This is a genomic window from Streptomyces sp. MBT65 (assembly GCF_016612545.1).
In the GTDB taxonomy this organism is placed as follows: Bacteria; Actinomycetota; Actinomycetes; order Streptomycetales; family Streptomycetaceae; genus Streptomyces.
This window is the reverse complement of record NZ_JAENRY010000734.1, coordinates 1-937: the sequence shown is the minus strand read 5'-3', so window position 1 is coordinate 937 and position 937 is coordinate 1. Positions and strand designations below refer to the sequence as shown.

At 74.3% G+C, this 937-nt stretch carries 1 protein-coding gene and 1 pseudogene; one reads left to right on the top strand and one right to left on the bottom strand.

What is annotated here, in order from left to right; genetic code table 11:
- Positions 1-197: hypothetical protein (locus tag JHN63_RS53780; RefSeq protein WP_234478985.1), on the bottom strand; the 197-nt coding region annotated here is incomplete at its 3' end.
- Between JHN63_RS53780 and JHN63_RS51875 the strand changes: the two are divergent.
- A pseudogene (locus tag JHN63_RS51875) lies at positions 136-937 on the top strand (MFS transporter); the annotation flags it as partial. The gene JHN63_RS53780 and the pseudogene JHN63_RS51875 sit on opposite strands and share 62 nt — an antisense overlap.

Below are 937 nucleotides of genomic sequence, written 5' to 3'. Positions count from 1 at the left end.
GGCAACTGCTCCTCGCACGGGCCGCGCAGGGACTGGGCGCCGCCGTACTGGCGCCCTCGACGCTGACGATCGTCACGTCGGCGGTGCCGGAGGGCGCCGCCCGCGCCGACGGCCGTCCAGGTGGCGATGGCCCGGGCGCGGGCCGCGCAGGGACTGGGCGCCGCCGTACTGGCGCCCTCGACGCTGACGATCGTCACGTCGGCGGTGCCGGAGGGCGCGGCCCGCGCCCGGGCCATCGCCACCTGGACGGCCGTCGGCGCGGGCGGCGGCGCCGCGGGCGGACTCGTCGGCGGAGTGCTCGTGGACACCCTGTCCTGGCGGTGGGTGCTGCTGATCAACGTGCCCGTCGGCGCGGTGCTGCTGCTCGGTTCGCTGCGCCGGCTCCCGGAGAGCCGGGCGGGCGACGGGCGGCGGCTCGATCTGCCGGGTGCCGTCCTGGTCACGGCGGGGCTCGGCGTGCTGGCGTACGGCATCTCGCAGACCGAGGCCGAGGGGTGGACGTCCGCGGCCACCCTGCTCCCGCTGGCCGCCGGACTCGCGCTGATCGTCCTCTTCCTCGTCGTCGAGGCGCGTACGGCGGCTCCGCTGATGCCGCTCGGGCTGTTCCGGGTGCGGGCGGTGTCGTCGGCGAACGCGGCGATGTTCCTGTGCGGCTCCGCGATGTTCTGCATGTGGTTCTTCATGACGCTGTACGCGCAGAACGTCCTCGGGTACTCGCCGCTGGAGGCGGGACTCGCGCTGGTGCCGAGCTCGCTGGCCGTCCTCATCGGCTCCAAGGCGGCACCCCGTTTCATGCCGTTGCTCGGCGCGCGCAACGTGGCCGTGCTCGGGACGCTGGTGGCGGTGGTGGGCTTCGGCTGGCAGTCCCTGATGACCGTGCGGGGCGACTACCTGACCGAGATCATGTTCCCCGGAATCCTGATGATGCTGGGCGCGG